The sequence below is a fragment of the Streptomyces sp. JB150 genome, from assembly GCF_011193355.1.
GTDB lineage: Bacteria > Actinomycetota > Actinomycetes > Streptomycetales > Streptomycetaceae > Streptomyces.
The window spans coordinates 3,816,259-3,841,329 of record NZ_CP049780.1; the positions used below are offsets into that span (position 1 = coordinate 3,816,259).

At 73.2% G+C, this 25,071-nt stretch carries 24 protein-coding genes and 1 pseudogene; 14 read left to right on the plus strand and 11 right to left on the minus strand.

Annotated features, from left to right (window positions below; genetic code table 11):
* Positions 1-59: 59 nt before the first annotated feature.
* On the plus strand, positions 60-389 hold the full coding sequence (locus tag G7Z13_RS17840; protein ID WP_166005043.1) for a rhodanese-like domain-containing protein: 330 nt from the start codon (positions 60-62) through the stop codon (positions 387-389).
* A gap of 21 nt (positions 390-410) precedes the next feature.
* Here the strand turns inward: G7Z13_RS17840 and G7Z13_RS17845 are convergent, their stop codons facing one another.
* The 5 genes from G7Z13_RS17845 to paaA are packed head-to-tail and all read right to left on the minus strand — an operon-like array spanning position 411 to position 4,021.
* A complete protein-coding gene (locus tag G7Z13_RS17845) occupies positions 411-1,469 on the minus strand; it encodes a 2Fe-2S iron-sulfur cluster-binding protein (protein ID WP_166000516.1) in 1,059 nt (352 codons plus the stop codon).
* Positions 1,469-2,002: a 1,2-phenylacetyl-CoA epoxidase subunit PaaD gene (gene paaD / locus G7Z13_RS17850; RefSeq protein ID WP_166000518.1), complete on the minus strand. Its 534-nt coding sequence runs from the start codon at positions 2,000-2,002 to the stop codon at positions 1,469-1,471. Before paaD ends, G7Z13_RS17845 begins: the two co-directional genes overlap by 1 nt.
* A complete protein-coding gene (gene paaC, locus G7Z13_RS17855) occupies positions 1,996-2,718 on the minus strand; it encodes a 1,2-phenylacetyl-CoA epoxidase subunit PaaC (protein WP_166000520.1) in 723 nt (240 codons plus the stop codon). The genes paaD and paaC overlap by 7 nt, the downstream gene beginning before the upstream one ends.
* Positions 2,715-3,002 (minus strand): 1,2-phenylacetyl-CoA epoxidase subunit PaaB, encoded by a 288-nt coding sequence (paaB, locus tag G7Z13_RS17860; protein ID WP_166000522.1) that lies wholly within the window; start codon positions 3,000-3,002, stop codon positions 2,715-2,717. Before paaB ends, paaC begins: the two co-directional genes overlap by 4 nt.
* Positions 2,999-4,021 carry a 1,2-phenylacetyl-CoA epoxidase subunit PaaA gene (paaA, locus tag G7Z13_RS17865; protein WP_166000525.1) on the minus strand — a complete coding sequence of 341 codons (1,023 nt, stop codon included), beginning with the start codon at positions 4,019-4,021 and terminating at the stop codon, positions 2,999-3,001. Before paaA ends, paaB begins: the two co-directional genes overlap by 4 nt.
* 424 nt (positions 4,022-4,445) lie before the next feature.
* On the opposite strand from paaA, the gene G7Z13_RS17870 reads away from it, so the two are divergent.
* From G7Z13_RS17870 to G7Z13_RS17880, 3 genes are all read left to right on the plus strand, one after another.
* Positions 4,446-5,267 (plus strand): DUF5819 family protein, encoded by an 822-nt coding sequence (locus tag G7Z13_RS17870; RefSeq protein WP_240926250.1) that lies wholly within the window; start codon positions 4,446-4,448, stop codon positions 5,265-5,267.
* Positions 5,264-6,481 (plus strand): HTTM domain-containing protein, encoded by a 1,218-nt coding sequence (locus G7Z13_RS17875; protein ID WP_166000529.1) that lies wholly within the window; start codon positions 5,264-5,266, stop codon positions 6,479-6,481. Before G7Z13_RS17870 ends, G7Z13_RS17875 begins: the two co-directional genes overlap by 4 nt.
* Before the next feature lie 92 nt (positions 6,482-6,573).
* Complete coding sequence (locus tag G7Z13_RS17880; RefSeq protein WP_240926251.1) at positions 6,574-7,455, plus strand: TrmH family RNA methyltransferase; 882 nt, start codon at positions 6,574-6,576, stop codon at positions 7,453-7,455.
* Here the strand turns inward: G7Z13_RS17880 and paaN are convergent.
* Complete coding sequence (gene paaN / locus G7Z13_RS17885) at positions 7,452-9,143, minus strand: phenylacetic acid degradation protein PaaN (protein WP_166000531.1); 1,692 nt, start codon at positions 9,141-9,143, stop codon at positions 7,452-7,454. The two genes, G7Z13_RS17880 and paaN, sit on opposite strands and share 4 nt — an antisense overlap.
* Before the next feature lie 160 nt (positions 9,144-9,303).
* On the opposite strand from paaN, the gene G7Z13_RS17890 reads away from it, so the two are divergent.
* Together G7Z13_RS17890 and G7Z13_RS17895 are read left to right on the plus strand one after the other, a co-directional pair.
* A complete protein-coding gene (locus G7Z13_RS17890; protein WP_166000533.1) occupies positions 9,304-10,821 on the plus strand; it encodes a 3-hydroxyacyl-CoA dehydrogenase in 1,518 nt (505 codons plus the stop codon).
* Positions 10,818-11,408 (plus strand): TetR/AcrR family transcriptional regulator, encoded by a 591-nt coding sequence (locus G7Z13_RS17895; protein ID WP_166000535.1) that lies wholly within the window; start codon positions 10,818-10,820, stop codon positions 11,406-11,408. Before G7Z13_RS17890 ends, G7Z13_RS17895 begins: the two co-directional genes overlap by 4 nt.
* Positions 11,409-11,485: 77 nt before the next feature.
* Here the strand turns inward: G7Z13_RS17895 and G7Z13_RS17900 are convergent, their stop codons facing one another.
* The gene (locus G7Z13_RS17900; RefSeq protein WP_240926252.1) at positions 11,486-11,986 is read right to left on the minus strand and encodes an Lrp/AsnC family transcriptional regulator; all 501 of its coding nucleotides are present in this window, start codon (positions 11,984-11,986) and stop codon (positions 11,486-11,488) included.
* 191 nt (positions 11,987-12,177) lie between these two features.
* On the opposite strand from G7Z13_RS17900, the gene pdhA reads away from it, so the two are divergent.
* From pdhA to G7Z13_RS17925, 5 genes are all read left to right on the plus strand, one after another.
* Positions 12,178-13,311, plus strand: a complete 1,134-nt coding sequence (gene pdhA, locus G7Z13_RS17905; RefSeq protein WP_166000537.1) for a pyruvate dehydrogenase (acetyl-transferring) E1 component subunit alpha — start codon at positions 12,178-12,180, stop codon at positions 13,309-13,311.
* Positions 13,311-14,315: an alpha-ketoacid dehydrogenase subunit beta gene (locus G7Z13_RS17910; RefSeq protein WP_166000539.1), complete on the plus strand. Its 1,005-nt coding sequence runs from the start codon at positions 13,311-13,313 to the stop codon at positions 14,313-14,315. The genes pdhA and G7Z13_RS17910 overlap by 1 nt, the downstream gene beginning before the upstream one ends.
* Positions 14,315-15,952: a dihydrolipoamide acetyltransferase family protein gene (locus G7Z13_RS17915; protein ID WP_166000542.1), complete on the plus strand. Its 1,638-nt coding sequence runs from the start codon at positions 14,315-14,317 to the stop codon at positions 15,950-15,952. The genes G7Z13_RS17910 and G7Z13_RS17915 overlap by 1 nt, the downstream gene beginning before the upstream one ends.
* Before the next feature lie 81 nt (positions 15,953-16,033).
* On the plus strand, positions 16,034-17,029 hold the full coding sequence (locus G7Z13_RS17920) for an NTP transferase domain-containing protein (protein WP_166000544.1): 996 nt from the start codon (positions 16,034-16,036) through the stop codon (positions 17,027-17,029).
* The gene (locus G7Z13_RS17925; RefSeq protein WP_166000546.1) at positions 17,026-18,540 is read left to right on the plus strand and encodes a molybdopterin molybdotransferase MoeA; all 1,515 of its coding nucleotides are present in this window, start codon (positions 17,026-17,028) and stop codon (positions 18,538-18,540) included. Before G7Z13_RS17920 ends, G7Z13_RS17925 begins: the two co-directional genes overlap by 4 nt.
* Positions 18,541-18,614: 74 nt before the next feature.
* On the opposite strand, the gene G7Z13_RS17930 is transcribed toward G7Z13_RS17925, so the two are convergent.
* Positions 18,615-19,730, minus strand: coding sequence for a potassium channel family protein (locus tag G7Z13_RS17930; RefSeq protein WP_206313090.1), 1,116 nt, complete (start codon positions 19,728-19,730; stop codon positions 18,615-18,617).
* Positions 19,731-19,822: 92 nt separating this feature from the next.
* Between G7Z13_RS17930 and G7Z13_RS17935 the strand changes: the two are divergent.
* Positions 19,823-20,497 (plus strand): annotated as a pseudogene (locus G7Z13_RS17935) (NAD(P)-binding protein); the annotation flags it as partial.
* 134 nt (positions 20,498-20,631) lie between these two features.
* On the opposite strand, the gene G7Z13_RS17940 reads toward G7Z13_RS17935, so the two are convergent.
* Positions 20,632-21,480: an ABC transporter permease gene (locus G7Z13_RS17940; protein ID WP_166000550.1), complete on the minus strand. Its 849-nt coding sequence runs from the start codon at positions 21,478-21,480 to the stop codon at positions 20,632-20,634.
* On the minus strand, positions 21,477-22,517 hold the full coding sequence (locus G7Z13_RS17945; RefSeq protein WP_166000552.1) for an ATP-binding cassette domain-containing protein: 1,041 nt from the start codon (positions 22,515-22,517) through the stop codon (positions 21,477-21,479). The genes G7Z13_RS17940 and G7Z13_RS17945 overlap by 4 nt, the downstream gene beginning before the upstream one ends.
* 136 nt (positions 22,518-22,653) lie before the next feature.
* Here G7Z13_RS17945 and G7Z13_RS17950 point away from each other — a divergent pair, with 136 nt between their 5' ends.
* Positions 22,654-23,634 carry an NAD(P)H-quinone oxidoreductase gene (locus G7Z13_RS17950; protein ID WP_166000554.1) on the plus strand — a complete coding sequence of 327 codons (981 nt, stop codon included), beginning with the start codon at positions 22,654-22,656 and terminating at the stop codon, positions 23,632-23,634.
* Positions 23,635-23,650: 16 nt separating this feature from the next.
* Here the strand turns inward: G7Z13_RS17950 and G7Z13_RS33700 are convergent, their stop codons facing one another.
* Positions 23,651-23,968, minus strand: coding sequence for a hypothetical protein (locus G7Z13_RS33700; protein ID WP_240926253.1), 318 nt, complete (start codon positions 23,966-23,968; stop codon positions 23,651-23,653).
* Between the two features lie 508 nt (positions 23,969-24,476).
* Here G7Z13_RS33700 and G7Z13_RS17960 point away from each other — a divergent pair.
* Positions 24,477-25,022 (plus strand): bacterial proteasome activator family protein, encoded by a 546-nt coding sequence (locus G7Z13_RS17960; protein ID WP_166000558.1) that lies wholly within the window; start codon positions 24,477-24,479, stop codon positions 25,020-25,022.
* Positions 25,023-25,071: the final 49 nt, after the last annotated feature.

Here is a 25,071-nt window from a genome sequence, read left to right on the forward strand (position 1 = left end):
TGCCGCGTCGCTCGCCGCGTCGTTCCGGTAGCGTCGGGAGCATGAATTTCGGAGCTGGGGTGCCCACGGTGCAGGTCACCGATCTGAAGGACGACGACTTCCTGCTGGACGTCCGTGAGGACGACGAGTGGCAGGCGGGTCACGCCGAGGGGGCGCTGCACATTCCCATGAGTGAGTTCGTCGCGCGGTACGGCGAGCTGACCGAGGCGGCGCCGCAGGACGGCCGCGTCAACGTCATCTGCCGCTCCGGCGGTCGCTCGGCCCAGGTCACCATGTACCTCGCCCAGCAGGGCATCGACGCCGCCAACGTCGACGGCGGTATGCAGGCGTGGGAGGCGGCCGGCCGCCCCGTCGTGAACGGGGCGGGGCAGCCGGGCTACGTGCTGTAGTCGGAGGGAACGCCGGACGGCTCAGCGGTCGAAGTCCAGTTCCACCCGCTCCGTCACCGGATGCGACTGGCAGGCCAGTACGTATCCGGCTTCCGTCTCCTCCCTCTCGAGCGCGTAGTTGCGGTCCATGCGTACCTCGCCGGAGACCAGGAAGGCCCGGCAGGTGCCGCACACGCCGCCCTTGCAGGCGTACGGAGCGTCGGGCCGGTTGCGCAGCACCGTCTCCAGCAGGGACTCACCGTCGCGTACGGGCCAGGTGCCGCCGCGGCCGTCGAGCCGGGCCGTCACCGTGCTGTGCGTGAGGGCGGGGCCGGCCGGAGCGGTGGCCGGGCCGGCGTCGACGTGGAAGATCTCCTCGTGGATCCGGGCGCGCGGCACCTCCAGGTCGCGCAGTGCCCGCTCCGCGCCCTGGACCAGTCCGTACGGCCCGCACAGGAACCATCCGGCGACGTCCGCCACGGGCAGCAGTGCCGGCAGCAGGCCGGTCAGCCGTTCCCGGTCGAGCCGTCCGGACGGCAGGCCCGCCCGCTGTTCCTCCCGGGAGAGCACGGTGACCAGCTGCAACCGCTCCGGGTAGCGGTCCTTCAGGTCGGCGACCTCTTCGAGGAACATCGTCGAGGCGGTCGTCCGGTCGCTGCGGATCAGGCAGAACCGGGCGCGGGGTTCGCGGGCGAGCAGGGTGGAGACGATCGACAGCACCGGGGTGATGCCGCTGCCGCCGACGATCGCCGCGTACCGCCCCGGTGCGGGCTCCAGGGTGAAGCGGCCGGCGGGGGTCATCACCTCCAGTTCGTCCCCGATGTTGATCTCTTTCAGCGCGTACGTCGAGAACGCGCCGCCCTCGACCATCCGCACTCCGACGCGCAGTTCCCGGGGGCCCTCGCCGTCGGGTGCCGGGGAGCAGATCGAGTACGTCCGGCGGATCTCCGTGCCGTCCACGGTGCGGCGCAGCGCCAGGTGCTGACCGGGCGCGTGCCGGTACTGATCGCGCAGCTCCGCAGGGACGGCGAGGGTCAGGGCGACGGAGTCGTCGGTGAGCCGGTCGACCGCGGTGACCCGGAGTGTGTGGAAGCGGGCCATCACAACTCCTTGAAGTGGTCGAACGGTTCACGGCAGGCGAGGCAGCGGCGCAGCGCCTTGCACGCGGTGGAGGAGAAACGGCTGAGCAGTTCGGTGTCGGCGGAGCCGCAGTGCGGGCAGCGGACGGGGTCGTCTTCCGGGCCGGCCTGCCGGGTGCGGGTCGGGCCCAGGGTTACCGGCACCGGTCCGCGGGTGCGGTGGGCGCGCGGTGGGGCGATGCCGAACTCCCGCAGCTTGCGGCGGCCTTCGTCGGTGATGTCGTCCGTGGACCAGGCGGGCGCGAGCACCGTGCGGACGGTGACGTCGCGTACGCCGTGCTCGTGCAGCACCCGCTCTATGTCCAGCGACATGGTCTCCAGAGCGGGGCAGCCGGTGTACGTCGGGGTCAGCTCGACCTCGACGCTGCCGGCGTCGCGGACGTGCACCGCGCGCAGGACGCCCAGCTCGCGCAGGGTGAGGACGGGCAGTTCGGGGTCGGGGACCGAGCCGGCGAGTTCCAGCAGTTCCGCCTCCAGCGGGGTGACCGTCACCATGACGCCCCCGGGTGGCTGCGGTGCAGGTGCTGCATCTCGGCGAGCATCCGGCCGAACGGCTCGGTGTGCAGTCCCTCCCGGCCGGCGCCGGCCGACCAGGCGCCGGTGCGGGGGCCTTCGGGCACGGTCAGGGTGGCCCGGCGCAGTACCTCCCCGACGGACTTCCGCCAGGCCGCGTCCAGTGCCGGGGCGTCCACGTCCAGGCCGTCCACGGGGCGGAACATCTCGCCGGTGAACCGCCACAGCGCGTCGCAGGCCCGCTGCATGCGCCGCCGGCTCTCCTCGGTGCCGTCGCCGAGGCGCAGGGTCCACTGTTCGGCGTGGTCGCGGTGGTAGGCGACCTCCTTGACGGCCTTGGCGGCGAGTCCGGCGAACGGGCCGTCGCCGGCGGCGAGGCGGTCGTAGAGCAGGTGCTGGTAGGTGGAGAAGTACAGCTGGCGGGCGATGGTGTGCGCGAAGTCGCCGTTGGGCTGTTCCACCAGCTGGAGGTTGCGGAAGGCGCGTTCTTCGCGCAGGTACGCCAGTTCGTCCTCGTCGCCGACCATCGACAGCAGCACCCGGGCCTGGCCGAGCAGGTCCAGGGCGATGTTGGCGAGGGCGACCTCCTCTTCCAGGACGGGGGCGTGGCCGGCCCATTCGCCGAGGCGGTGGGAGAGCACCAGGGCGTCGTCGCCGAGGGCGAGGGCGGCCGTCGTGGGAACCGTGCTGGTCGTCACAGGTGCTGCACCCCCTCGGGGATCTCGTAGAACGTCGGGTGGCGGTAGGGCTTGTCGGCGGCCGGCTCGAAGAACGGGTCCTTCTCGTCGGGGGAGGACGCGGTGATCGCCGAGGACGGCACGACCCAGATGGAGACGCCCTCGCCGCGCCGTGTGTACAGGTCGCGGGCGTTGCGCAGGGCGAGTTCCGCGTCCGGCGCGTGCAGGCTGCCGGCGTGGGTGTGGGCGAGGCCCCGGCGCGAGCGCACGAAGACCTCCCACAGGGGCCAGTCGGTGGTGGTCATGCCCGCGCCTCCTCGCGCTCGCCGGTGTGCTTGGCCGCGTAGGCGGCGGCCGCCTCGCGGACCCAGGCGCCCTCTTCGTGGGCGCGCCTGCGCTGGTTCAGGCGCTGTTCGTTGCACGGTCCGTTGCCCTTGAGGACCTCCCAGAACTCCGTCCAGTCGATCGGGCCGAAGTCGTAGTGCCCCCGTTCCTCGTTCCACCGCAGGTCCGGGTCGGGGAGGGTGAGGCCCAGGGACTCGGCCTGCGGGACGCAGATGTCGACGAAGCGCTGGCGCAGCTCGTCGTTGGAGTGCCGCTTGATCTTCCAGGCCATCGACTGCGCCGAGTGCTGCGACTCGTCGTCGGGCGGGCCGAACATCATCAGGGACGGCCACCACCAGCGGTTCACCGCGTCCTGTGCCATCGCGTGCTGTTCGGGGGTGCCGCGGCTGAGCGCCAGCAGCAGTTCGTACCCCTGCCGCTGGTGGAAGGACTCCTCCTTGCAGATGCGGACCATCGCGCGTGCGTAAGGACCGTAGGAGCAGCGGCACAGGGGGACCTGGTTGGTGATCGCGGCGCCGTCCACCAGCCAGCCGATGGCGCCGACGTCTGCCCAGGTCAGCGTGGGGTAGTTGAAGATCGACGAGTATTTCTGGCGGCCCGCGTGGAGCTTGTCCAGCAGCTCGTCGCGGCTCGTGCCGAGGGTTTCCGCCGCGCTGTAGAGATACAGGCCGTGGCCGGCCTCGTCCTGGACCTTGGCCATCAGGATGGCCTTGCGGCGCAGCGAGGGCGCGCGGGTGATCCAGTTGGCCTCCGGTTGCATGCCGATGATCTCGGAGTGGGCGTGCTGGGCGATCTGCCGGACGAGCGTCGCCCGGTAGGCGTCGGGCATCCAGTCGCGCGGCTCGATGCGCTCGTCGGCGGCCACCGCGGCGTCGAAGGCGCGCTGGTACGCGGCCGTGTCGCCGGCCGTCTCAGCGGCGGTGTCCTGTGTGCCGTACGCCTGACCGCGGGCCGTGTGCGGCGCGGCTGCTGTCGCCATGAGGTCCCCCTCGACCTGGGCTCCGCGAGGAGCAAGCTCCCGACCGATCGTTCGGTTCGTGCGCTTCCATGGTGAGACGGGCGCCGTAAGGTGTCAACCGCTGTGGATAACCTGCGGCGGTGGCTGTGGACGACGGGCACGGCCGGCCGAAAGGGCTGTGCCGGGCGGGCGCCGCTGAGTAGCGTTCGCCTGCGGGCGCCCCGCGGGGCTGGTGTGCGCGGGTGTGCGGGGCGGTGAGGCTTCGCGCCGGGCTCGCCGCCGGCGCCACGGCGGACTCAGGGCTTCGCGGACGGGCGGGCGGAGAAGACGGACCGGAATCGGGAACGGGGCGGGCGGAATGGACGCGCACGGCGGCGCAGAGGACGCGTACGGGGAAGGCGCGGGTGTTCCGGCCGAACGGGCCGATGGAATCCCTTCGGCGAGTGTGGCCAGGGGCGGCGACGGGACTGACGGCGCCGGTGGTGCCTTCGGTGTTCAGACGGCCGACTCGCCGCAGCCTGCCGAGTCCGCCGCGTCCGCCGCGTCTGCCGGGTTCGCCGAGTCTGCCGGGTTCGCCGAGTCCGCCGACTCCGCCGAGTCCGCCGAGCCGGTCAGCCCCCGCACCGGGGTCGCCGCGCTGTCCCTGCGCTATCAGATCGGCGTGGCCCTGGCGCTCGCGGTGGTCGCGGCGACCGTCTGTGTGCACCTGGGAATGGTGTTCCTGCACGTAGCGCCGTCGAACACGGTGACCAAGGCGCACGGTGAGGCGATCGACGACTGGATCTACCCCGAGTTCGAGCAGAACTGGAAGCTGTTCGCGCCGAACCCGCTTCAGCAGAACATCGCCGTCCAGGTGCGTGCCCAGGTTCGCACGGCGGACGGCGCCACCCGCACCACCGGCTGGTACGACCTGTCCGCCGAGGACGGCCGGGCCATCGACGGCAATCTGCTGCCCAGCCACACCCAGCAGAACGAGCTGCGCCGCGCGTGGGACTTCTACACCGCCACGCACACCGGCGGGAACCAGGCCACCGCCTCGCGCGGCGCGCTCGCCGAGACGTATCTGCGCCGGATCGTCGTGCTGCGGCTGCACCGCGCGGAGGCCGCCGGACCGGGCGGCGCCGTCGAACGCGTCCAGGTCCGCTCCCGTACCACCCCCGTGCGCCCGCCGCGGTGGAGCGACGAGCGGATCTCGCTGAGGCCGGTCTACCGGGAGCTGTCCTGGTGGACGGTGCCGGCGGACGAGACCCGGGGAGGTGTGGGGTGAATCGCTTCGCCCTCGCGCTCTCCGGCGCCATCGCCCGGGTCACCGAGACCGCTCACGGCCCGTACCAGACCGCCGTCGTCCGCATCGGCTTCGCCGCGACCTGGCTGCTGTTCCTGCTGCGCGAGTTCCCGCACCGCGCGGAGCTGTACGGCCCCGACGGACCGTGGAGCTGGCGTCTCGCCGACGAGCTGATCGCGCAGAACGGCGCCTTCACCGTGCTGATGTGGTCCGGCGGGCGGGTCTGGTTCGAGATCGTCTACGGCTTCGCCGTGCTGGCCGCCCTGCTGCTGCTGGTGGGCTGGCGGACCCGCACCTCGTCCGTGCTCTTCATGGTGGGCGTGCTGTCGCTGCAAAACCGCAGCGTCTTCATGGGCGACGGCGGTGACAACGTCGTGCACCTCATGTGCGTCTACCTGGTCTTCACGCGGTGCGGCCGGGTCTGGTCGCTCGACGCGCGACGCGTTGGCCGCGCCCGGGAAGCCTACGCGCGCGGGGAGCGGTTCCCGGACCGGACCGGGCCCGCGCTGTGGGCCGTCCTGGGGCTGGCGCTGGCCGCGGCCACCGCGGCGGGCCGGCTCGACGGCGACCCGATGGTGCCCGCGCTGCTGTGGGGCTGCCTGCTGGCACAGGCCCTGTGGTGGCTGGTCGGCCGCTACGCGCGTACCGCGCAGCCGCGCATCCTGCTCGACGTCGTCGCCAACATCCTGCACAACGGCGCCCTGCTGGTGATCATGGCCGAGGCGTGCCTGATCTACGCCACGGCCGGCTGGTACAAGATCCAGGGCTCCCGCTGGCAGGACGGCACCGCCGTCTACTACCCCCTCCACCTCGACTACTTCTCCCCCTGGCCCGCCCTCGCCGACGCGCTCGCCGCCAGCGGCACCACGGTGATGCTGGTGACGTACGGGACGGTCCTGGTGCAGGTGGCCTTCCCGTTCACGCTGCTCCACCGGCGGGTGAAGAACGTGCTGCTCGCCGCGATGATCACCGAGCACCTGGTGATCGCCGTGGTCCTCGGGCTGCCGTTCTTCTCGCTGGCCATGATCGCGGCGGACGCGGTGTTCCTGCCGACGGCCTTCCTGCGCCACCTGGGCGGCTGGGCGGCACGCGCGTGGAGCCTGCTGCTGTCCCGCGCGGGTCGAGGCGGCCCGGTGCCCGGTCCGCCCGCCCCGGAGCGGGCCGCACCCAGCCACGCGGGCTCCCCGGCCACGTAGCCGGCACGGCCCCACGACATGGCCGCACGGGTTCGCACGGCCACGCAGGCCGCATGGCCGTACGCCCGCACGTGGCCGCGTAGGCTGCCCGCATGAACGACCTTGCGAGCCGCAGGCACGGTCACGACGCGGCGGACCCCACCGATTCCACCGGCTCCATCGATGCCGGAAGCCGCGCGGTGGACGGCTCCAGCGGACCGGAACCGGCGCGTTCCGCCGACCTCGTGTCCGCGTGGCACCGGCTCGTCGCCGGCTGTGTCCTGCTGGACGGCTTCCACGCGCTGAAGCACGCCGTCCGCTTCGGCGCCGAGATCCCCGTGGCCGTCGCCGTCGACCGGGGCGCCGCGCTCGCCCTCGCGGAGGAGCTGGCCCCGGACGTACGGCCGGCGCTGGACGCGCTGCTCACCGAGGTCCCCGAGTCGGCGTACGCCGCGCTCGTGCCGCGCCCGCACCCCACCGCCGTGGCCGCCCTCGCCGTACGGCCGTCCCGCGCGGCGAACCTGGAACGGCTGGCGCGCGCCCCGCGCACCGCCCCCGTGGTCGTCCTCGACAACCCCCGCAACCTCGGCAACGCGGGCGCGGTGATCCGGCTGGCCGCCGGGTTCGGCGCGACCGGTGTGGTCACCACCGGCACCCTCGACCCCTGGCATCCCACAGTCGTGCGCGGCGGGGCGGGGCTGCACTTCGCCACCGCGGTGGAGCGGCTGGAGCCGGCCGAACTGCCGCCGGGCCCCTTGTTCGCGCTGGATCCGGAGGGTGACGACATCCGGGGCGTGAAGCTGCCGGACGACGCCGTCCTCGCCTTCGGCTCCGAGCGCAGCGGGCTGTCCGAAGGGCTGCGCGCGCGGGCCGACCACCTGCTGGCCCTGCCGATGCGCCCCCAGGTCTCCAGCTACAACCTCGCGACCAGCGTGGCCATGACGCTGTACCACTGGAGCCTGGGGGCGGGAGCGGTCCACCGGAGTGCGGTCTAGGCCTCCCGCCGGACCTCCACCACGCGGAACCGGTTGGCCACGAACGCCGCGTCGGTGAGGGCCGCGTTCGCCGCCGGGTTGCCGCCCGAGCCGTGGAAGTCGGAGAAGGCGGCCGTCTGGTTGACGTACACCCCGCCGGTCAGGTTGAGGGACAGCTGGGCGGCCTCCTCCAGGCAGACCTCCTCGACGGCCCGCTCGAACTCCTCGTCGGTGGTGTACGCGCCGACCGTCATGGCGCCCTTCTCGCGGACCGTGCGGCGCAGCAGCTCCAGCGCGTCGGCCGGCGAGTCGACGGCGACCGCGAAGGAGACCGGGCCGAAGCACTCGCTCATGTAGGCGGCCTCGTCGTCGGGCTTGGCGCCGTCCAGCTTGACGATGACCGGGGTGCGGACCACCGCGTCCGGGAAGTCGGGGTTCGCGACCTCGCGGGAGGCCAGCGCGACCTCGCCGAGACCGGCCGCGGCCTCCAGGCGGGCCTTGACGTCCGGGTTGACGATCGCGCCGAGCAGCGCGTTCGCGCGGGCGTCGTCGCCGAGCAGGCCGTCGACCGCGCGGGCGAGGTCGGCGACCACCTCGTCATAGGTCTTCGGGCCCTGGTCGGTGCGGATACCGTCGCGCGGGATGAGCAGGTTCTGCGGGGTGGTGCACATCTGGCCGCTGTACAGCGACAGGGAGAAGGCCAGGTTGGACAGCATCCCCTTGTAGTCGCCGGACGACTCGACGAGGACGGTGTTGACGCCGGCCTTCTCGGTGTAGACCTGCGCCTGGCGGGCGTGGGTCTCCAGCCAGTCGCCGAAGGCGGTGGAGCCCGTGTAGTCGATGATGCGGATTTCGGGGCGGGTGGCGAGCGTTTTGGCGATGCCCTCCCCGGGCCGCTCGGCGGCCAGCGCGACCAGGTTCGGGTCGAAGCCCGCCTCGGCGAGCACCTCGCGGGCGATCCGCACGGTCAGCGCGAGCGGCAGCACCGCGCGGGGGTGCGGCTTCACCAGCACCGCGTTGCCGGTGGCGAGGGAGGCGAACAGGCCCGGGTAGCCGTTCCACGTGGGGAAGGTGTTGCAGCCGATGACCAGGCCGATGCCGCGCGGGACCGGGGTGAAGCGCTTGGTCAGCTCCAGCGGGTCGCGCTTGCCCTGGGGCTTGGTCCACTCGGCGGACTCGGGGGTGCGGGTCTGCTCCGCGTACGCGTACGCCACCGCCTCCAGGCCGCGGTCCTGGGCGTGCGGGCCGCCCGCCTGGAACGCCATCATGAACGCCTGGCCGGAGGTGTGCATGACCGCGTGCGCGAACTCGTGCGTCCGGTCGCTGATCCGCTTCAGGATCTCCAGGCACACCACCGCGCGCAGCTCCGGTCCCGCGTCGCGCCACGCGCCCTGGCCGGCCCGCATGGCGGGCAGCAGCACGTCGACGTCCGCGTGCGGATACTCCACGCCCAGCTCGATGCCGTACGGCGACACCTCGCCGCCCACCCAGCCGTCGGTGCCGGGCTGGTCCAGGTCGAGGCGGGTGTTCAGGACGGCGTCGAAGGCGGCCTTGCCCGCCGCCGCGTCCAGGCTGCCGTTCTCGCCGTAGGCCTTGGGGTGCTCGGGGTGCGGCGACCAGTACGCGCGCGTGCGGATGGCTTCCAGCGCCTGGTCCAGGGTGGGCCGGTGCCGGGTGATCAGCTGGGGCGCGGTGAGTTCGGCGGCCATGCGGGACCAACTCCTCGTCTCAAGAGCTCCTCGTCGAGCTCATGACCTGGACAAAGACAGGGGCGGGAACAGGCGGACAGAGTTAGAGTAACCGAACGATCGGTCGGGACAAGGGGGTCCGCCGCATCTGTGGACAACGCCGTGCGGGAGGATCGCGCTCATGACAGCACTCGACCTCAGCAGCCCCGTGGCCGTCGTCGGCACCGGCACCATGGGCCAGGGCATCGCCCAGGTGGCGCTGGTCGCGGGCCACCCCGTACGGCTGTACGACGCCGCTCCCGGGCGTGCGGCGCAGGCGGCGGCGGCGATCGGCGCCCGCCTCGACCGGCTCGTCGAGAAGGGCCGGCTCACCGGCGCCGGCCGGGACGCGGCCCGCGACCGGCTCCGCCCCGTCGACAGCCTCACGGACCTCGCCGACTGCGCGCTGGTCGTGGAGGCCGTCCTGGAGCGGCTGGACGTCAAACAGGAGCTGTTCCGCGCGCTGGAGGACGTCGTCGCCGATGACTGCCTGCTCGCCACCAACACCTCGTCCCTGTCGGTGACCGCCATCGGCGGCGCCCTGCGCCATCCGGGCCGGTTCGTCGGGCTGCACTTCTTCAACCCCGCGCCGCTGCTGCCGCTGGTGGAGGTCGTCTCCGGGTTCGCCACCGACGTCACGTCGGCCACGCGCGCGTACGAGACGGCCCGCGCGTGGGGCAAGACGCCGGTCGCCTGCGCGGACACCCCCGGCTTCATCGTCAACCGCATCGCGCGCCCCTTCTACGCCGAGGCGTTCGCCGTCCACGAGTCGCAGGGCGCCGATCCGGCCACCATCGACGCGGTGCTGCGCGAGTCGGGCGGCTTCAGGATGGGCGCCTTCGAACTGACCGACCTCATCGGGCAGGACGTCAACGAGTCCGTCACGCACTCCGTGTGGCAGTCCTTCTTCCAGGACGTGCGCTTCGCCCCGTCGCTCGCCCAGCGCCGGCTGGTCGAGTCAGGCCGGCTCGGCCGCAAGAGCGGGCAGGGCTGGTACGACTACCGGGACGGCGCCGAGCGGCCCGAACCGCACACCGCGGAGGCCGCCGAGCCGCCCGCGTACGTCGTCGTCGAGGGCGGTCTGGGCCCCGCCGCCGCGCTGCCGGCGATGATCCGCGAGGCGGGCATCCAGGTCCGCGAGGAGGACGAGGACAACGGCACCCGCATGGTGCTGCCCAGCGGCGGCCACCTGGTCCTCGCCGACGGCCAGACCTCGGCGGAGTTCCGCGACGTCGTCTACTTCGACCTCGCCCTCGACTACCGCGCGGCGACCCGGGTCGCCCTGTCCGCCTCCCAGGACACCGACCCGCAGACCGTCGCCGAGGCCACCGGCCTGTTCCAGGCGCTCGGCAAGAAGGTCAGCGTCATCGGGGACGTCCCCGGCATGATCGTGGCCCGCGCGGTGGCCCGCATCATCGACCTCGCGTACGACGCCGTCGCCAAGGGGGTGGCCACCGAGGAGGACATCGACACCGCGATGCGGCTGGGCGTCAACTACCCTCTGGGACCCTTCGAATGGAGCCGCAGGCTCGGCCGCCGCTGGGCCTACGACCTCCTCGACGACCTGCACCTGCGCGATCCGTCCGGCCGCTACGCGCCGTCCCTCGCGCTGTACCGCCACGCGTACGCCACCGACCGACGGGAGGGCGGCACCAGATGACCACCGCCAGGCGCGACACGTACACCCCGGAGACCCTGCTGTCGGTCGCCGTGCAGGTCTTCAACGAGCGCGGCTACGACGGCACCTCCATGGAGCACCTGTCCAAGGCGGCGGGCATCTCCAAGTCGTCGATCTACCACCACGTCGCCGGCAAGGAGGAGCTGCTGCGCCGGGCCGTCAGCCGGGCGCTGGACGGGCTCTTCGCGATCCTCGACGAGGAGCACGCGCGCGTGGGGCGTGCCGCCGACCGCCTGGAGTACGTCGTCCGGCGCATGGTCGAGGTGCTCACGGCCGAGCTGCCGTACGTCACCCTGCTGCTGCGGGTGCGCGGCAACACCGGCACCGAGCGCTGGGCTCTGGAGCGCCGCCGCGACTTCGACCACCGGGTCGCCGAGCTGCTGAGGGCGGCGGCGGCCGACGGGGACGTGCGCGGCGACGTGGAGTTCCGGCTGGCGACCCGGCTGGTCTTCGGAATGATCAACTCCATCGTGGAGTGGTACCGCCCGGACGGCCGCGGCGCGGGCGCGCGCGAGGTGGGCGACGCGGTGGTCCGGCTCGTCTTCGACGGGCTGCGGCGAGCGGACTGAGACGGTCTCGGGGCGGTGCGGTGTCCGGCATCCGCCGTCGGGCCCGGGTCACCGCGATCCGCCCCCGCGGTGCGCGGTCAGCTCTGCGGCTCCAGGTCCTCCTCCTCGAAGACCAGCAGGGTGCGGGTGGAGAGCACCTCGGGGATGGCCTGGAGGCGGGTGAGGACCAGTTCGCGCAGGGCCCGGTTGTCGGGGGTGTGGACCAGCAGCAGGACATCGAAGTCACCGCCCACCAGGGCGATGTGCGAGGCGCCGGGCAGCTTCCGCAGCTGTTCCCGGACCGTGCGCCAGGAGTTCTGGACGATCTTCAGGGTGATGTACGCCGAGGTGCCCTGCCCGGCGCGCTCATGGTTCACGCGCGCCCCGAAGCCACGGATCACGCCGTCCTCGACGAGCCGGTTGATGCGTGCGTAGGCGTTGGCGCGCGAGACGTGCACCCGCTCGGCGACGGAGCGTATGGACGCGCGGCCGTCCGCCTGGAGCATCCGGAGAATGTCCTGGTCGATGGCGTCGAGGGGGCGGGGCGGCGGAAGCGGGACCCCGGGGCTGGCGGCCTCGGCCATTTGTTCAGGTGCCATGTCCCCCCGCCTCCCTACCATGGACGTACTGCGTCCATCTCAGGTTGTGCAGAACCGTTTGTCCACAGCCTGGACCCGCCTGTAGCCAAAATGTGCCGTCGACCGAACAATCGGTAGGTGAGGCGCGTCACAGACGCCGCGCCTCTCGAAGCCGCTCCCACGAGGAGCCGCTCCCACGAGGAGGTGCCGTCATGACGGTCATGGAGCAGCGGGGCGCTTACCGGCCCACACCGCCGCCCGCGTGGCAGCCCCGAACCGACCCGGGGCCGCTGCTGCCCGACGCGGAGCCGTACCGCGTCCTGGGCACCGAGGCGGCGGCGAAGGCCGATCCCGAGCTGCTGCGCACGCTCTACGCCCAGCTGGTCCGCGGCCGCCGCTACAACGCGCAGGCCACCGCCCTCACCAAGCAGGGCCGGCTCGCCGTCTACCCGTCCAGCACCGGCCAGGAGGCCTGCGAGGTCGCCGCCGCGCTCGCCCTGGAGGAGCGCGACTGGCTCTTCCCGAGCTACCGCGACACCCTCGCCGCCGTCGCCCGCGGCGTCGACCCCGTCGAGGCGCTGACCCTGCTGCGCGGCGACTGGCACACCGGCTACGACCCGCACGAACACCGCGTGGCCCCCCTGTGCACCCCTCTGGCGACCCAGCTCCCGCACGCCGTCGGCCTCGCCCACGCCGCCCGGCTCAAGGGCGACGACGTGGTCGCGCTGGCCATGGTCGGCGACGGCGGCACCAGCGAGGGCGACTTCCACGAGGCGCTGAACTTCGCCGCCGTATGGCAGGCACCGGTCGTCTTCCTCGTCCAGAACAACGGCTTCGCGATCTCCGTTCCGCTCGCCAAGCAGACCGCCGCCCCGTCCCTCGCCCACAAGGCCGTCGGGTACGGGATGCGCGGCCGCCTGGTCGACGGCAACGACGCGGCGGCCGTGCACGAGGTGCTGACCGACGCCGTACGGCAGGCCCGCGCGGGTGGCGGCCCCACCCTCGTGGAGGCCGTCACGTACCGCGTCGACGCCCACACCAACGCCGACGACGCCACCCGCTACCGCACCGACGACGAGGTCGAGGCCTGGCGCGCCCACGACCCGATCCAGCTGCTGGAGCGGGAGCTGACCGGCCGCGGCCTGCTCGACGAGGCCGCGATCCAGGCCGCGCGGGACGACGCCGAGACCATGGCCGCCGACCTGCGCGCCCGGATGAACCAGGACCCCCGGCTCGACCCCATGGACCTGTTCACCCACGTCTACGCCGAACCCACCACCCAGCTGCGCGAGCAGCAGGCCCAGTTGCAGGCCGAGCTGGCGGCGGAGCAGGAAGGGGCCCACTGATGACCACCGTCGCCGTCAAGCCGGCCACCATGGCGCAGGCCCTCACGCGCGCGCTGCGCGACGCCATGGCCGCCGACCCGTCCGTGCACGTCCTCGGTGAGGACGTCGGCACGCTCGGCGGCGTCTTCCGGGTCACCGACGGACTCGCCAAGGAGTTCGGCGAGGACCGCTGCACCGACACCCCGCTCGCCGAGGCGGGCATCCTCGGCACCGCCGTCGGCATGGCGATGTACGGGCTGCGCCCGGTCGTGGAAATGCAGTTCGACGCCTTCGCGTACCCGGCGTTCGAGCAGCTCCTGTCGCACGTGGCGAAGATGCGCAACCGCACCCGCGGCAGGATGCCGCTCCCGATCACCATCCGCGTCCCCTACGGCGGCGGCATCGGCGGCGTCGAGCACCACAGCGACTCCTCCGAGGCGTACTACATGGCGACTCCGGGGCTTCACGTCGTCACGCCCGCGACCGTCGCCGACGCCTACGGCCTGCTGCGCGCCGCCATCGCCTCCGACGACCCGGTCGTCTTCCTGGAGCCCAAGCGGCTGTACTGGTCGAAGGACTCCTGGAACCCGGAGCAGCCGCAGCACGTTGAACCCATCGGCCGCGCGGTCGTGCGGCGCTCCGGCCGGAGCGCCACGCTGATCACGTACGGTCCGTCGGTGCCCGTGTGCCTCGAAGCCGCCGAGGCGGCGCGGACCGAGGGGTGGGACCTCGAAGTCGTCGACCTGCGCTCGCTGGTGCCGTTCGACGACGAGACGGTCTGCGCCTCGGTGCGGCGGACCGGGCGAGCGGTCGTCGTCCATGAGTCCAGCGGGTTCGGCGGGCCGGGCGGGGAGATCGCCTCCCGGGTCACCGAGCGCTGCTTCCACCACCTGGAGGCGCCGGTGCTGCGCGTGGCCGGATTCGACATCCCCTATCCGCCGCCCATGCTGGAGCGGCATCATCTGCCCGGCGTCGACCGGATCCTGGACGCCGTGGCGCGTCTGCAATGGGAGGCCGAGAGCTGATGGCACAGGTGCTGGAGTTCAAGCTCCCCGACCTCGGCGAGGGGCTCACCGAGGCGGAGATCGTGCGCTGGCTGGTGCAGGTCGGCGACGTCGTCGCCGTCGACCAGCCGGTCGTCGAGGTCGAGACGGCCAAGGCCATGGTCGAGGTCCCCTGCCCCTACGGCGGCGTGGTCACCGCCCGCTTCGGCGAGGAGGGCACCGAGCTGCCCGTCGGGGCACCCCTGATCACCGTCGCGGTCGGCGCCGCCCCCGGCTCCGACACGCCCGCCCCGGACGCCGGTACCGGTGCCTCCGAGACCGCCGCGGCCCCCGGCCGTACGACCGGCGGCGCCGCCGAGGCGTCGCGGCAGAGCGAGGGCTCCGGCAACGTCCTCGTGGGCTACGGCACGGGCGCGCCACCGGCCCGCCGCCCCCGGGTGCGCCCCCAGCCGCCGGGCCCGGGCACGCCCGCGCGGACCCCCGAGCGCACACCGGCCGCCGCGAGCACCCCTCCGGCCACCGCCGACCGCGAACGCGTCCACGGCGACCGCCTCGACGGGGGCAGGGACGGCCTCAACGGCAGCGGTGACCACGTCAACGGCAGCGGTGACCACGTCAACGGCACCGGTGACCACCTCGACGGCACCGGCGACCGCCTCCTCGGCGACGGCCCCGTCCCCGTGATCTCCCCGCTCGTGCGCCGGCTCGCCCGCGAGAACGGGCTGGACCTGCGGGAGCTGACCGGCTCCGGCCCGGACGGGCTGATCCTCCGCGCGGATGTGGAGTACGCGCTGCGCGCCGCGGCGGCCCAGGGCGGCCGTACGACGGCTCCGCAGCCGCAGCTGCAGTCTCAGCCGCAACCGCAGGGGCAGCCGCGCGCGGCAGCCGCCCAGGCGTCCGCGACAACCCCCGCAGCCACCGCCGCTTCCCCGGCATCCGCCGCTTCCCCCGCCTCACGGACCATCGGCGCGAGCACCCGTGTGCCGCTGCGGGGTGTGCGCGGTGCCGTCGCGGACAAGCTGTCCCGCAGCCGGCACGAGATCCCGGACGCCACCTGCTGGGTGGACGCCGACGCGACCGAGCTGATGCGGGCCCGCGCCGCGATGAACGCCGCCGGCAGACCGAAGATCTCCCTGATCGCCCTGCTGGCCCGGATCTGCACCGCCGCGCTCGCCCGCTACCCGGAGCTGAACTCCACCGTGGACATGGCCGCGCGGGAGGTCGTCCGGCTCGACCAGGTCCACCTGGGCTTCGCCGCGCAGACCGACCGGGGTCTCGTCGTCCCCGTCGTCCGCGACGCGCACGCGCGCGACGCCGAGAGCCTGACCGCGGAGTTCGCCCGGCTCACCGAGGCGGCCCGGGCCGGGACCCTGACGCCGGGGGAGCTGACCGGCGGCACCTTCACGCTGAACAACTACGGCGTGTTCGGCGTCGACGGCTCCACGCCGATCATCAACCACCCCGAGGCGGCCATGCTCGGCGTCGGCCGGATCGTCCCCAAGCCGTGGGTGCACGAGGGCGAGCTGGCGGTCCGCCAGGTCGTACAGCTCTCGCTCACCTTCGACCACCGCGTCTGCGACGGCGGCACGGCCGGCGGCTTCCTGCGCTATGTCGCCGACTGCGTCGAACAGCCGGCGGTGCTGCTGCGCACCCTGTGACGCGCGCACCTCTCGTCGTCACCCCTGTCCACATGCTGTGACAGGGGTGGCAACGATCTTCGGGGCGCTCATACTCGGGGCATGACCCCGCACGCGCCCCCACCCGGCACCCACGCCCCGCACGGCGCTGCTTCGGCCGGTGCTGCCTCGCCGGGCGGCGCCCCGGCCGGGGATGCCCCGTACGGCGACGTGCGCGGCGACGCCCCGTACGGCGACGTCCGGTGCGACGCCGTGGTGCTCGCGGGTGGTGCCGCGCGGCGGCTCGGCGGCGCCGACAAGCCCGCCGTGCGGGTGGGCGGCCGACCCCTGCTCGACCGGGTGCTCGCCGCCTGCGCCGAGGCCCGCACCACCGTCGTCGTCGCCGACCCGCGCCCCACCGCCCGCCCGGTGACCTGGGCGCGCGAGGACCCGCCCGGCGCCGGCCCGGTCGCCGCCCTCGACGCCGGACTGCGGCACACCGCCGCCGAGCACGTCGTGGTGCTCTCCGCGGACCTTCCGTTCCTCGGCACGGGCACGGTACGGCGGCTGCGGGCCGCCCTGGCCGCGAGCGGCGCCGAGGGCGCGCTGCTCACCGATGCCGACGGCCGCGACCAGCCGCTCGTCGCCGTCTACCGCACCGGCGCGCTGCGCCGCGAGCTGGCCGCGCTCAGCGCCGCGCACGGCACGCTCACCGGTCTTCCGCTGCGCCGGCTGACCGGCGCGCTCGACCTCATCCGTGTCCCGGACCCGGTCGCCTCCTTCGACTGCGACACCTGGGACGACATCGCCTCCGCAAGGGCACGCATCAGGGAGCATGACTACGTGTTGGATGAATGGATCTCCGCAGTCAAGGACGAGCTGGGCATCGACCTCGACGTCGACACCGGTGTTCTGCTCGACCTGGCCCGCGACGCCGCGCACGGCGTGGCACGCCCCGCGGCCCCGCTGACCACCTTCCTCGTCGGCTATGCCGCCGCCCGCGCGGACGGCGGCCCGGAGGCCGTCGCCGAGGCCGCCCGCAAGGCCGCCGCCCTGGCGCAGCGCTGGGCGGACGAGGACGCCGCGGCCGGATCCGGCACGCGCCCGGACGCCGGATGACCGCCCCCGGCACCCGGGCCGGCGAGGACGCCCACGACCTCGACGTCGAGGAGGCCCTGGCTCTCGTGAAACCGCCTCACCGCCACACCCCTGGCGACCACGTCGCCGCGCGTGGCGATCACGTCCCTGCGCGCGGCGACCACGCCTCCGCGCCCGGGGACCGGGCCTCCTCGCCCGCCCAGGCCCCCTCCCCCGCGCCGCAGAACGCCACCACCGACACCACCGCAGCACAGGGCACCGGCTCCACCGCCTCCGCCCCCCGGCAACACGCCCACCACCGCGCCCACCACCGTGCCACGCCCTGGCCGGAGGCCCGCGCGACGGCCGAACGGGCCGGACGCACCACCCGTGCCGGCGCGGGGGAGACGGGACGATCCCCCGTCACCGTGCCCCTGGACGCGGCCCTCGGCCTGGTCCTCGCCGCTCCGCTGGCGGCGCTCACCGACCTGCCCTCCTTCGACACGTCGGCGATGGACGGCTGGGCCGTCGCCGGCCCCGGCCCCTGGACCCTGCGCGAGGACGGCGTGCTGGCGGGACACGCGCAGCCCGAACGGCTCGCCGACGGTGAGGCCGTCCGCATCGCCACCGGCGCCCGGATCCCGCCGGACACCACGGCGGTCCTGCGCAGCGAGCACGGCCTCACGGACGACAAGGGCCGCCTCCATCCGACCCGGGACCACCTCGGGCACGGCCAGGACATCCGCCCCCGCGCCCAGGAGTGCCGCAGCGGGGACCAGCTGCTGCCCGCCGGCACACCCGTCACCCCCGTCGTCCTCGGACTGGCCGCCGCGGCCGGGTACGACACCCTCACCGTGGTCCCCCGCCCGCGCGTCGACGTCCTCGTCCTCGGCGACGAACTGCTCACCGAAGGCCTGCCGCACGACGGGCTCATCCGCGACGCCCTCGGTCCCATGCTTCCGCCGTGGCTGCGGGCGCTCGGCACCGAGGTCACGGCGGTCCGCCGGATCGGCGACGACGCCGACGCGCTGCACCGTGCGATCACCGACAGCGAGGCGGACCTCGTCGTCACCACCGGCGGCACCGCGGCGGGCCCCGTCGACCACGTCCATCCCACGCTGCACCGCATCGGCGCGCGGCTGCTCGTCGACGGCGTGAAGGTACGCCCCGGCCACCCCATGCTCCTGGCCCGGCTCACCGAGGGCCGGTACCTCGTCGGCCTGCCCGGCAACCCGCTCGCGGCCGTCTCCGGACTGCTCACCCTCGCCGAGCCCCTGCTGCGCGCCCTCGCCGGGCGTGCGGCCCCGGAGCGCTACGCGCTGCCGCTGCGGGACGGAGCCCACGGGCACCCGTACGACACCCGGCTGATCCCCGTCCTCCTGCGCGGTGAGCGTGCCGTGCCGCTGCACTACAACGGCCCGGCGATGCTGCGCGGCGTCGCGGCGGCCGACGCGCTGGCCGTCGTACCGCCGGGCGGGGCGAAACCGGGGCAGGAGACGGAGATCCTGGAACTGCCGTGGGCGACGACCGGGCTCGCCGCGTGTTCCACGTGAAACAACCCGGCTGACGCGCCAACTTCGACCCTTTCGACCCTTTCGACCGCTTGGGGCGATTCGGTCGAGTCGGCCTACTCCGCCCCGTCCATCCCTGGGCGGCTCACCGTGATCAAGTGGTCGCCGGGCTGGAGCTGGGTGTGCCAGCCGGTCGCGTAGTCCAGCCGCTTGCGGTCGCGGATGACGGCGAGCACCAGGTCGCCGCACTCGCGGGGCGTGCGACCGACCTCCTGCGGGGTGACGGTGCGCTCGATGAGGTCCAGGCCGCTGCCCAGGGTCATCAGGTCCTCCAGGGCGCGGGCCGCGGGCGGGCTGGCCATGAAGGTGCCGAGCAGCCGGCCGGCCGAGCTGGAGCTGGTCACCACGGTGTCCGCGCCGCTCTGCTTGAGCAGCGGCACGTTCTCGTCCTCCCGGACGGCCACCACGATCGTCGCGCGCCGGTTCAGCTGGCGCGCGGTGAGGGTGATCAGCGTGGCCGTCTCGTCCCGCTGCGGGGCGACGATCACCTGCGAGGCGCGCTGCAGTTCCGCCTTGAGCAGCGTCTCGGACAGCGTGGCGTCCCCGTTGATCGCCACCAGGCCGTCGTCGCCGGCCGCGGTCACCGCTTTCTGCTGGGCGTCGACGACGACGATCCGGCTCTTGTCGATGCCCTGCCCGACCAGGGTCTGCACGGCGTGGCGGCCCTTCGTGCCGTAGCCGATGAGCACGATGTGGTCCCGGGTCCGGGTGCGCCAGCGGTGGATGCGGACCTGCTGGCGGGTCCGTTCCGTGAGGACCTCCAGGGTGGTGCCGACCAGGATGATCAGGAACAGCACGCGCAGCGGGGTGATGACGAAGATGTTGGTGAGCCGCGCGGCGTCGCTGACCGGGGTGATGTCGCCGTATCCAGTGGTGGAGAGGGTGACGGTGGCGTAGTAGGCCGCGTCGACGAGGTCGACGGCCCCGTCGGAGTTGTCGTTGTAGCCCTCACGGTCGAAGTAGACCAGCACGATGGTGACGACCAGCACCACCAGCGCCATGACCAGGCGTTTGATGACCTGCTGAAGGGGCGGTACGACGGTCTCCGTCGGCATCGTGATGGCGCGGCCCGCCTCCGCGTCGTCGCGTGCCTCCTTGCGCGAGCGGTACCACAGCGCCCGCAGAAGAGCCGCCCTCTTCTGCGGGGAATGCGGTTGTTCGTCGCCCTTCATCGTGAGCCCCCTGTGACGCTGATCCGGACAGTCGGCACCATGGTTCCCGACGAGCGCCCGTCCGTCACAACGCACACCCCTGGAGGCCTGTCTTGCGGGACCACACCGTCGTCGTCGGTTTCGGCACGAAGGGCCGGTCGGCGATCCGTGCCGCTTGCGCCACGGGGCTGCGCAAGGAGCGGGTCGTCGTGGTCGATCCGAGCAACAAGGCGATCGACGCCGCGACGGCCGAAGGCTATGCCGCGGTGCTCGGCGACGCCACCCGCAGCGAGGTGCTGAAGCGCGCCGAGGTGCAGCGGGCGGGCCAGATCATCATCGCCACCCAGCGCGACGACACGGCCGTTCTGGTGGCGCTGACGGCCCGGCAGCTCAACGCCCGGGCGAAGATCGTGGCGGCGGTGCGCGAGGAGGAGAACGCGCCGCTGCTGAAGCAGTCCGGCGCCGACGAGGTGATCACCAGCGCGGGCGCGGCCGGCCGGCTGCTGGGGCTGTCCGTGCTGAGCCCGGCGGCGGGCCGGGTGATGGAGGACCTGATCCGGCAGGGCAGCGGCCTGGACATCGTCGAGCGGCCCGTCACCCGGGCCGAGGTGGGACTGAGCCCGCGGGAGACGCCCGACCTGGTGGTGAGCGTCGTCCGCGGGCACCGGGTGCTCGGCTACGACGACCCGGCCGTAGGCCGGCTGGAGCTGACGGACCGGGTGATCACCGTCGTCCCGGCAGAGGAACAGGAGGAGCGGCCGGGCCTGCCGCCCACCATGGGCCGCTGAGGGCCACCCCGCGGCGGCACCATTCCGAGAGCCGGGCGCCGGGCGTCGACGCAGTGCACCGACCCCCGAGCACCGGCCGCCGAGCGCCGCTCGCCGCCGCAGCGCACCCGGCCCCGAGCCCCGCCGCAGACCGCCTACTTCCGGTTGTACAGCCGCATCGTGACCGGCCCGAAGACCAGCATGAACAGCGCCGCCCACCCCAGCGACCAGGCGATCTCGTCGGCCGGCCAGTCGCCCGCCATCAGACCCCGCACCGCGGACGCCAGATGGGTGACCGGGCTGTTGTTGACGAAGGCCTGCAGCCAGCCCGGCATGGTGCTCGGGTCGACGAACACGTTGGACAGGAAGGTGAGCGGGAAGATCACCATCATGCTGACGCCCATCACCGACTTCTCGGTGCGCAGCAGCAGCCCGAACATCGTCCAGATCCACGAGAACGCGAACGAGAAGACGATCAGCAGCGCGATCCCGGCGGCCACCCCGCCGACCCCGCCGTCCGGGCGGTAGCCGAGGACGATGCCGACGGTCAGCATCACCACGGACGCGATGGTGTAGCGCAGGGCGTCGCCGAGGAGGTAGCCGACCATCGTCGACGGCCGCCAGATGGGCAGCGACCGGAACCGGTCGAAGACGCCCTTCTCGATGTCCGTGTTCACCGAGACCCCGGTGTACATGGTGATCATCACGACCGACATGACGAGGATGCCCGGCAGCAGGAACTGGATGTACTCCTTCGGCGACCCGGCGAGCGCGCCACCGAACAGGTACGTGTACATCAGCACCATCATGATCGGGAACGCGGTGACGTCGAAGAGCTGCTCGGGAACGTGCTTGATCTTCAGCACGGCCCGCCAGCCGAACGTCAGCGAGGCCGACCAGGCGCTGGGCCGCGGTGGGCGCTCCTTCGCCACCAGCAGCGCGGCCAGCGACTCGGCGCTGACGGGGGCGAGGTCCTTGGTCTCCGTGGTCGTCGCGGTGCTCATGCCGCCACCTCGTCCTTCTCGTCCTTGTCGTCCGTCTCGCCCTCGGCGCTCGCGCCGTCCGCGGTGTGGGTGTCGTGTCCGGTCAGGGCGAGGAACACCTCGTCCAGGCTGGGCTGGCCCAGCGAGAAGTTGTCGACGGTGACGCCGGCGCGGGCCAGCTCGCCGAGCGCCCGCGCGGCCTGCTCGGCCGCCGTGTCGTCGCTCGCCGCCCGGCCCAGCCGGGCGGTCAGCGCCACCGGGTCGTGCTCCTGTTGCACCTGCGCGTCCAGCGTGCGGCGCAGTACGTCCGCCGCGAGCGGCCGCTGCTCGGCGTCCCGCACCCGCAGATGCACGGACCCGGCGCCGACGGACGCCTTCAGCTCGCCCTTGGTGCCCTCGGCGATCACCCGCCCGCGGTCGATGACGGCGATCCGGGACGCCAGCTGGTCGGCCTCGTCCAGATACTGCGTGGTGAGCAGCACCGTCGTGCCCTGGGCGACGACCGCGCGGACGATGTCCCACACCTGGTTGCGGCTGCGCGGGTCGAGCCCGGTGGTCGGCTCGTCGAGGAAGAGCAGGTCCGGGGTGTTCAGGATGGACGCGGCGATGTCGATGCGCCGCCGCATGCCGCCGGAGTAGTTCTTGATCTGCTTGCCGGCCGCCTCGGTCAGCCCGAACGCCTCCAGCAGCTGCGCGGCACGCTCCCGGGCCGCCTTCTTGCCGTGCCCGAGCAGCCGGCCCAGCAGGACCAGGTTCTCGGTGCCGGTCAGGTCCTCGTCGACCGAGGCGTACTGGCCGGTCAGGCTGACCCGTCCGCGCACCTCGTCGGCCGCGTGGACCACGTCGTGGCCGAAGACCCGGGCCTCGCCGCCGTCGGGGCGCAGCAGCGTGGCGAGCATCTTCACGGTGGTCGTCTTCCCGGCGCCGTTCGGACCGAGGACGCCGTAGACCGTGCCGGTGGGGACGGCGAGGTCGACGCCGTCGACGGCCCTGGTCTCGCCGAACGTCTTCACCAGGCCCGCGGTCTCGATGGCCAGGCCGGCGGTGTGCTGGCTCATATGGGGTGTCCTTCCGCGTACTCGGATTACGCAGGGGAAGACCTCCACCGTCGCCCAAACTCATCGCTCACGCATACGGATTCTCGCCCGCCCCCGTCCCCGCCCCGCCCCACGACCGAGGAGTAGCGTCCCCCTCATGCATGCGATCACGATTCCCGAACCCGGCGGTCCCGAGGTGCTGACCTGGGCCGAGGTCCCGGATCCGGAGGCCGGCGAGGGCGAGGTCCTGGTCGAGGTGGCGGCGAGCGCCGTCAACCGCGCCGACATCCTCCAGCGGCAGGGCCATTACGCGCCCCCGCCCGGCGCGTCCCCCTACCCCGGCCTGGAGTGCTCCGGGCGGATCGCCGCCCTCGGCACGGGTGTCGGGGGCTGGTCCGTCGGTGACGAGGTGTGCGCGCTGCTCGCGGGCGGCGGTTACGCCGAGAAGGTGGTCGTGCCCGCCGGACAGCTGCTGCCGGTGCCCGGGAAGGTGGCCCTGCACGAGGCCGCCGCGCTGCCCGAGGTGACCTGCACCGTCTGGTCGAACGTCTTCATGGTCGCCCATCTGCGGCCCGGCGAGACGCTGCTGGTGCACGGCGGGTCCAGCGGCATCGGCACGATGGCGATCCAGCTCGGCAAGGCCGTCGGGGCGAGGGTCGCGGTCACCGCGGGCACGAAGGAGAAGCTGGAGCGCTGCGCCGAGCTGGGCGCGGACATCCTGATCGACTACCGGGAGCAGGACTTCGTCGCCGAGATCAAGAGGGCCACCGGCGGCGCGGGCGCCGACGTCATCCTCGACAACATGGGCGCCAAGTACCTCGACCGCAACGTCAAGGCGCTCGCCGTCAACGGCCGGCTCGCGATCATCGGCATGCAGGGCGGCGTCAAGGGCGAGCTGAACATCGGTGCGCTGCTCGCCAAGCGCGCCGCCATCACCGCGACCTCGCTGCGCGCGCGCCCGCTCGACGAGAAGGCGGCGATCGTGGCGGCCGTACGCGAGCACGTGTGGCCGCTGTTCGACGCCGGGCACGTCCGGCCGGTCGTCGACCGCGAGGTCCCGATGCGCGAGGCGGCCACCGGGCATCGCCTGGTCGAGGAGAGCGGCCACATCGGAAAGGTCCTGCTGGTCACCGGGTGACCGCCGGGCCGGCCGCTCAGACCTGACCGCGCCGTACCCGCAGCCCGACGAAGGCGAGCCCGAGCCCCAGTCCGATCAGCACCATCCCGGACCCCAGCGGCAGGATCCGCAGCACGGGCTCGCCGCGCCGCCGCTCCGCGACGACCGCCTCCGGCGGCAGCGGGTCCGAGACCGGCTCCACCGGCGCCCGTGTCGCCGCCGGAGCCGTCGTCGGCTCCACCGGCACCTCGTCCCGCCCCGGCCGCTCCCGCCCCTCGGCCGCGGGATTGCCGGCCCGACTGGGCCCGGGCGGCTCACCGGCGACGGCGGGAAGCGCGGATCCCGGGGCACTCACGTAAGCCGTCGCCTTCGGCCCGAAGGCAGGCGCGTACGTTCCCACGCCCGCTCCCCTCGAAGCGGCGGCCCGGATCGTCGACACACGCTCGTCCGTCGATACCGCCCCGTCCGTCGAAACGACGGCGTACGTCGCTACGGAGCCGTACGACGAGACGGTTCCGTACGTCGAAACACCGGCGTACGACGAAACGCCGTCGTACGACGAAACGCGCCCGTACGACGACACGCGCCCGTACGCCGCCCCACCCGCGCGCGCTGACCCACCCCCGTACGCCACCCCACTCGCGCCTGACGCGCCCCACGGACACGACGGACTCACCCCATACGACACACCACCCCCCGACAGGACCAGAACTCCGCCCAGTCCCGCCGCGCCCAGCGTCCGCAGCCATGCAGTCACGCAGCAAGCCTCACATCCACGACAGATCCCGGCATTCCGGATGCCGCCAGCCGGTTGGTGACACCGGGCAATTCAGTGCGCGTCGCGGGTGGGAGACAATGACCACATGGAGATGCCGAGGAACGAAAGGTCGCCGGAGAACTCCCAGCGGATCCTGGTCGTGGGCCAGGACGGCATGGCGCTCGGTGGCGGCGGTGGAGACGAGGACTCCCACGAGACCCCGGTGACGGACATGGTCGAGCAGCCGGCGAAGGTCATGCGGATCGGCAGCATGATCAAGCAGCTGCTGGAGGAGGTGCGGGCGGCGCCTCTGGACGAGGCCAGCCGGGTCCGGCTGAAGGAGATCCACGCCAGCTCGGTGAAGGAGCTGGAGGACGGTCTGGCTCCCGAGCTCGTCGAGGAGCTGGAGCGGCTCTCCCTGCCGTTCACGGACGAAGCGACCCCCTCCGACGCGGAACTGCGCATCGCGCAGGCCCAGCTGGTGGGCTGGCTGGAAGGCCTCTTCCACGGGATCCAGACGACCCTGTTCGCCCAGCAGATGGCCGCGCGCGCCCAGCTGGAGCAGATGCGCCGCGCCCTGCCCCCGGGCGTCGTCCACGAGGGCCACGACGACCACCACACGGGAGGACGCCAGGGCGGGCCGTACCTGTAGCGCCGGGGATCGGATCCGCAGCCGTACGACGGGAGAAGGGCCCGGCATC